The following is a 6932-nucleotide window of genomic DNA, read 5'->3' as shown; positions in this document are numbered from 1 at the left end:
AAGGCGCAGCGCGGCCGCGTCGGCGGCCGACAGGCCCGGCTTTGCATCGTCGCCCGAAAAACACGCTTGCAGGAGCGATTCCGTGTTTTTCGGGCGACGACGTGCGTTCGCGGGCGTCGTGCTATGATGCGGCCATGGATCACGACGAGCCGACATACCGCGACTACGCCCGTTGGGCGCGCATGTCGCTCGAAGACATCGCTCGCGACTGCGACGTGCAGGCGTTCCGCGCGAGCGGGCCGGGCGGGCAGTGCGTGAACACCACCGACTCGGCGGTGCGCATGACGCACGTGCCCAGCGGCATGACAGCGACGTCCCGCGAATCGCGCAGCCAGTTCCGCAACCGCCAGCTGTGCCTGCAGAAGCTGCGCGACCGGTTCGCGCGCGAGGCCGTGCCGCCGAAGGCGCGCCGCGCCACGAAGGCGACCCGCGCTTCCAAGGAGCGCCGTCTCGCCCAGAAGCGCCGCCGCTCCCAAACGAAGGCGCAGCGCGGCCGCGTCGACGAGTGACGCGGAGCGTCCGAGACGGGACGGCGCGACGCCGTGACCGGGCATTACGGGAAGCGCTGCGGAAGCCGAGGGGCGAGGGCGGCCTTCGGAACCTCCAGGGACGCATCATATGGCGAGAAAGTGTGCGATTCGAGGCCGACCGGAGGGCAGGAAGCAGGCGGGCGGGCCGCACGGTGGGCGAGCGACCTGCTTCCCGCGAGCCGTCCTGCGCGAGCCGCCCTGCGAGCCGCGTCGAGAAAGGCGAGCCCTTCGGGGGCGCGCTTGCGCGTCGACGGCGGATGCGCTTTTCCGCTGTCGAACCGGGCATGTGCGTAACGGTTTCGCTCCTTTCCTTCTACGAACGCGCTACGGTTCGGCGACTGCGCGTTGCGCGGGCGTATCGTGGGACGCGTAACGACGGTTGCGCGGCCTGCGGGCGGCGTATAAGTGATAAGGAGCACGCGCATGGCGGATTTGCAAAGTCCGAAGGACCGGATCACCCTGCGAAACGGCTACGGCATCCCGTGTTTGGGGTTCGGCACGTGGAAGATGCCCGACGGCGAAGTGGGGATCGACGCCGTCCATCAGGCGCTTCACGACGGGTATCGCCACATCGACACGGCTGCGGCCTACGACAACGAGGGCACGGTGGGCAAGGCGCTCGCCTCGGGCGGCGTGTCGCGCGAGGACGTGTTCGTCACCACGAAGGTGTGGAACACCGATCGCGGCTACGACGCCACGCTCAAGGCTTTCGAGGAGTCACGCGCCAAGCTGCACCTCGACTACGTCGATCTGTACCTCATCCACTGGCCCGCTGCGAAGGGGGCCGAAGCCGACTGGCAGCGTACGAACCAGGAGACGTGGCGTGCGCTCGAGACGCTCTACCTCGACGGGCTCGTGCGCGCCATCGGCGTGAGCAACTTCAAGCCCCATCATCTCGAGCCGCTCATGGATGCGGCCGACATCCTGCCGATGGTCGACCAGATCGAGCTGCATCCCGGCTGCAACCAGGAGGTTACGCGCGACTTCTGCAACCGCCACGACATCGTGGTGGAGGCGTGGTCGCCGCTGGGCTCGGGCCGCGTGCTGGAGAACCAGCTGCTCATCGACATCGCGGCCAGCTACGGCTGCACGGTGGCGCAGCTGTGCCTGCGCTGGTGCCTCCAGCGCCGGGCCATCCCGCTGCCGAAGTCCACGGACCCGTCGCGCATCGCCGAGAACGCACGCATCTTCTGGTTCAACATCACCGACGAGGACCTGCAGCGCATCGACGAGCTGGATCCCCTCGGCCAAAGCGGCCTCGATCCCGACGCCATCGACTTCTAAAGCCCGTTCGGAAAGCCCGCGAAAGCGGGCTTTCCGCTTGTGCGCCCGCCCGCGCCTCCCGCAGCGAAACGCCCGGCCGACAACGGGTCAACGCGTTGGCAAGGGCGGCGCTGCCCCGCCGTGCTCCTTCCGGGCTCTGCCGTATCGTGGACAGGGTACGCCTCGGCGCCTGCGCGCTGGGCATCCGAGCGGTCTGACGAAAGGAGCGGTTGCATGGCGGACGAAGCTCACGACGGCGCGAAGCGCGCCCCATCCGAGGCGAGCGGAGGCGGGCAGCCGGGCAAGCAGCAGCTCAAGCGCGTGCTCACCGTGCCCGACATGATCGTGTACGGGCTCATCTTCATGGTTCCCATCGCGCCGATGGGGATCTACGGCGGCGTGTTCTCGGATTCGGGCGGCATGCCCGCGCTCGTGTACCTCGTGGGGACGCTGGCCATGGTGTTCACGGCGCTGTCCTACAGCATGCTCATACGCGAGTGGCCGGTGGCGGGCTCGGTGTACGCCTACACCTCGCGCGGCCTGGGCAAGGGCATCGGCTTCGTGACGGGCTGGACGCTGCTGCTCGACTACCTGCTGATCCCCGTGCTCATGTACATGGTGGCCTCCACGGCGTTGTCCGGCCTCGTGCCCGAGATCCCGCCTTGGGCGTTCGCCGTGGTGTTCGTGGTGGCGAACACGTTCGTGAACGTGCGCGGCATCGGCCTCACCGACATCGTGAACCGCGTGGCGCTCGTGCTGGAGATCCTCGTTCTTTTGGTCTTCGTCGTGCTGGGCGTCCGGTGGCTGCTCGCCGACCCCGCATCGCGCGGTTTCTCGCTGGACCCGTTCTTCAACCCCTCCACGTTCGATCCGAACCTCGTCATGAGCGCCGTGTCGCTGGGCGTGCTGTCGTTTCTGGGCTTCGACGGCATCGCCACGCTGTCGGAGGAGGCGAAGGACGGCCGGCGCGGCCCGGGGCGCGCCATGATGGCGTCGCTGGCCATCGTGGGCGCGCTGTTCGTGCTGCAGACCTACATCGCGGGCTGCATCAGCCCCGACGGAGCCGCGTTCGCGGGCGACTCGGGCAACGCCTTCTACCTGGTGGCGCAGGTGGTGGGCGGCAGGTGGCTGTACGTCGTGTGCGCTGTCGCCACGGCGCTGGCCTGGGGCATCTTCACAGCGCTGGCCGCGCAGACGGCGGTGTCGCGCATTCTCTTCGCCATGGGGCGCGCGGGCGGGCTGCCCAGCCCGCTGGCGAGGATCCATCCGAAGTACCACACGCCCTACGTCGCGTCGCTGTTCGTGGGGACCCTCACGCTCGTGCTGGTGCTGACGTTCGGGCGGCTGGGCACCGACACCATCTCGCTGTTCGTGAACTTCGGCGCGCTCACCGCCTTCCTCATGCTGCACGTCACCGTCATCGGGTACTTCTTCGTCAAGAAGCGCGACGGCCGCTGGGCGGCGCATCTGCTGTCGCCTTTGTGCGGCATCGCGGTGATCGGCTACACGTGGTGGAGCCTCGACGTGCCGGCGAAGGTGCTCGGCCTCATCTGGATGGCGGCGGGCATCGTGTACTACCTCGTGCTGCACTACGGGCTGAAACGCGACGTCAAGCTGGACGGGTAGCGCGCTCGCCCTTCTGCGGACGCCGTGCGCCGACGGCGGCGCGCATCCGTCAACGCTTGCGTGCCGAATAGGCACAAGCGGGGGAGGCGGGCGCCAAGGGCGCTTCGCGCGGTGTACAATCGAGCCACCGAAGGGCGCGCGCGTGCTCGAGGCGCGCCCGGTCAACGCTTCCAGGAAGGAGCTCTCATGGGAATCGTCGCCGCGTACGCCGTGCCGCATCCGCCCCTCGCCATGCCCGAGGTAGGCCGGGGCCAGGAGCGCGCCATCCAGGACACCCTCGACGCGTATCGCGAGGTGGCGCGCCGCATCGCCGCGCACGCGCCCGAGACCATCGTCGTGGTGTCGCCCCACGCCCCGCTGTTCCGCGATTGCTTCCATCTGTCCACCGGCGACTTCGACCGCGGCGACATGGGGCGCTTCGGCGCATGGGACTCTTCCATGACCGTGCAATACGACGGCGAGATGACGGCCGCCATAGCCGCGTGCGCGCGCAAGCACACGGTGCCGCTGTGCGGCAGCGGCATGGGCGGGAAGGATCTCGACCATGCCACCATCGTGCCGCTGCATTTCGTGAACGAGGCATATTCGACGTACCAGGTGGTGCGCATCGGGCTGTCGGGCCTCTCGCCCCAGACGCACCTCGCGCTGGGGCGCTGCATCGCCGAGGCGGCCGCCGATCTGGATCGCAGCTGCGTCCTCATCGCCAGCGGCGACTTGTCCCATAAGCTTGCGAGCGACGGCCCGTACGGCTACGCTCCGCAGGGCCCCGTGTTCGACCGTATGGTCACCGCGCTGTTCGATGCGGGCGATTTGAGCGGTCTGCTGGAGATAGACGAGACGTTCGGCGAGGAGGCGGCGGAATGCGGCCTGCGCTCGTTCTGGATCATGGCGGGCGCGTTGGAAGGCCTTCCCATCTCGCACGAGCTGCTCAGCTACGAAGGCCCCTTCGGCGTGGGTTACGCGGTGGCCGCGTTCGAGGTGCAGGGCTCGGCCGGCGACGGCGCCGTGCGGACCGCGGTTGACCGCGATGAGGATCGCAGCGGTGCGCGCGACGCAGCCGCGAACGATGCGCCGGTCGACCCGTACGTTGCGCTTGCCCGCGCCAGCGTCGAAGGGTTCGTGCGCACGGGCAACCCCATAGCGGTGCCCGACGGCCTGCCGCCCGAGCTGTCGGACAAGCGCGCCGGCGTGTTCGTGTCGCTGCACGAACACGGCGAGCTGCGCGGCTGTATCGGCACCATCTCGCCGGTGACGGGCAGCACGGCCGCCGAGATCGTGCGCAACGGCGTGGCGGCGGCTTCGGAGGATCCGCGCTTCCCGCCCGTGCGCCCCGACGAGTTGGACGCGCTGTCGTATTCGGTGGATGTGCTGTTCACGCCCATGCCCGTCGAGTCGATCGACCAGCTGGACCCGGCCCGCTACGGTGTGATCGTGACGAAAGGCTGGAAGCGGGGGCTGCTGCTGCCGAACCTCGACGGCGTGGACTCGGCGCAGCAGCAGGTGGACATCGCGAAGCGAAAGGCCGGCATCGACCTGTTCGACGACGACGTGGAGCTGGAGCGCTTCGAGGTGGTGCGCCACGAACGCGGGGGAGAGCCGCGCCGTGGCTGACGGGCGCGCCGTGTGCGGCGTGTGCCCGCACGCCTGCGCGCTTTCCGAAGGACGGCGCGGGCTGTGCAGGGCGCGCGTTGCCTACGGTGGACGGGTCGTCGACGAGAATTACGGGCGCGTGACCTCGATCGCGCTCGATCCGGTGGAGAAGAAGCCTCTCGCGCGGTTCCGCCCGGGCTCGACCGTGCTGTCGCTGGGAAGCTACGGGTGCAACCTGCGCTGTCCGTTCTGCCAGAACGCGGATATCGCCTGCGCGGGCGCGGAGGATGCGGCATGGCGCTACGTGGCGCCCGAAGAGGCGGTCGGCCTGGCGCTGCGGGCCCGCGATCGCGGATGCGTAGGCGTCGCGTACACGTACAACGAACCGCTCGTGGGTTACGAGTACGTGCGGGACGTCGGACGGCTCGCGAGCGAGGCGGGGCTTGCGAACGTGCTGGTGAGCAACGGGATGGTGAACGAAGAGCCGCTTACCGAGCTCCTCGGCATCGTGGACGCGGCAAACATCGACCTCAAGGGGTTCACGCAGGGATTCTACGATACGGCGGGCGGCGACCTGTCCGCGGTCAAGCGCACCATCGAAACGCTGGCGGCCGATCCGACGTGCCACCTCGAGGTGACGACGCTCGTCATCCCCGGGCTCAACGACGATCCCGACGAAATCGATGCGGCAGCGGCTTGGCTGGCATCGCTCGATCCCGCCATCCCGTACCATCTCACGCGCTTCTTCCCGTGCCATCGGATGCTCGACCGGCCTCCAACCCCCGTGTCCGCGCTCCATGCGCTGGCGGATGTGGCGCGTCGCCACCTGAGCGACGTACTTTTGGGGAATTGCTGAACGATACGCAACATTTCGGAACGCGCGTCCTCGTCGCGGACAAATGCGCTATCATATCTACGGTGCCGAAACGGCACCTTCTTATTGGAGATGGATGGGTCCTGGTGGGCTCCACGGCCTTCAAAGCCGCTGTGAGGCGTGCAGAACGTCTCGGGTGTGTTCGATTCGCACACATCTCCGCCAGAAACGCAAGCGCCCCGATCGGGGCGCTTTTCGTATTCCCGGATAGAACCTCCCTCGGGGCGTCATCTTCCTCCCGGCACCCTCGTGTCGCCTTCGCGGCGAGTGACGGCTTGGGAGTCGAAGTACTCGAGCAGGGGGATGGCGTACTTCCTGCTGGTGCCCATCGCGTCCTTGAGCTCGGCTGCGGTGGCGGGGCCGTCAACCAGACGGGCGCGCACGGCTTGCTCGAAGGCGGCCAGCGCCGATACGTCGAAGTAGAAGTCGGCTCCGATGCGCCGTACGAGGCCCTGCTTCTCCAGACTTCCCAGCGCGCGGTGGACGAGCGAGGAGTCTAGGCCGCTCGATGCGATGAGCTCGCCTGTGGACGGCGGCGCCCCGGCTGCGGCGGCCAGCGTCTCGCGCAGCTGCTCGGCGGCCTGCTCCTCCAGCTTGCGCGCGCCTGCTCCGGCTTTGGGATGGCTCACCTCGCCCCCGTCCGTCACCGCGGCGCCGCGCGCGACCGCGTCGTCCAGCAGCGCGTCGAAGCAGCCCGCGTCCGCGCGCGGCAGGCAGCGCCGGCGCAGCGCGTCCTTCGCGATGCCGGTGGCGGCCGGGTTCTCGGCATGGAACTTCAGCAGGGCGTTCTCGATGGCGGCGCGCTGCTTCTGCAGCACGGAGGGGGCGGCGTAGCGCAGCGCGCGCTCGCCGCCGAGGCGCACCGCAGCGCCGTGCGCGGCAAGGGCCTCGAGCTCGCGGGCGGCCGCGTCCTCCTCGAGCCCGGAAAGCGTCGCCAGCTCGGTGGCCGTTACGGGCGCGGCGGTCAGCGCGAACGCGGCGTGCGCCACGGCGGCCTCGTCGCCTTCGCGCAGCGCGTCCAGCAGCTCGAGCGCGCCCGGTGCCAGCGT

Annotated in this window: 5 protein-coding genes, 1 tRNA gene and 1 pseudogene; 6 read left to right on the top strand and 1 reads right to left on the bottom strand. The window is 69.0% G+C overall.

Features of this window, described 5'->3' with window-relative positions:
* Window positions 1-221: 221 nt before the first annotated feature.
* The 6 genes and pseudogenes from ACMO6A_RS05480 to ACMO6A_RS05455 all read left to right on the top strand — a co-directional run.
* Window positions 222-509 (top strand): annotated as a pseudogene (locus ACMO6A_RS05480) (peptide chain release factor-like protein); the annotation flags it as partial.
* Between the two features lie 444 nt (window positions 510-953).
* Entirely contained in the window at window positions 954-1814 is an 861-nt protein-coding gene (locus ACMO6A_RS05475) for an aldo/keto reductase (RefSeq protein WP_009307112.1), read from the top strand.
* Between the two features lie 213 nt (window positions 1815-2027).
* Window positions 2028-3419 carry an APC family permease gene (locus ACMO6A_RS05470; protein ID WP_418470877.1) on the top strand — a complete coding sequence of 464 codons (1392 nt, stop codon included), beginning with the start codon at window positions 2028-2030 and terminating at the stop codon, window positions 3417-3419.
* A 186-nt stretch (window positions 3420-3605) separates the two neighbouring features.
* Window positions 3606-5030 (top strand): AmmeMemoRadiSam system protein A, encoded by a 1425-nt coding sequence (amrA, locus tag ACMO6A_RS05465; protein ID WP_009608697.1) that lies wholly within the window; start codon window positions 3606-3608, stop codon window positions 5028-5030.
* Complete coding sequence (amrS, locus tag ACMO6A_RS05460; RefSeq protein WP_009307108.1) at window positions 5023-5865, top strand: AmmeMemoRadiSam system radical SAM enzyme; 843 nt, start codon at window positions 5023-5025, stop codon at window positions 5863-5865. The genes amrA and amrS overlap by 8 nt, the downstream gene beginning before the upstream one ends.
* A gap of 86 nt (window positions 5866-5951) precedes the next feature.
* Window positions 5952-6048 (top strand) — tRNA-Sec (locus ACMO6A_RS05455).
* 62 nt (window positions 6049-6110) lie between these two features.
* Here the strand turns inward: ACMO6A_RS05455 and ACMO6A_RS05450 are convergent.
* The coding region (locus tag ACMO6A_RS05450) for a SelB C-terminal domain-containing protein (protein ID WP_418470876.1) at window positions 6111-6932 on the bottom strand (822 nt) is incomplete at its 5' end.

This window comes from Eggerthella sp., assembly GCF_048329335.1.
GTDB lineage: Bacteria > Actinomycetota > Coriobacteriia > Coriobacteriales > Eggerthellaceae > Eggerthella > Eggerthella lenta.
The sequence above is the reverse complement of the archived record's forward strand: the minus strand, read 5'-3'. Positions and strand labels throughout refer to the sequence as shown.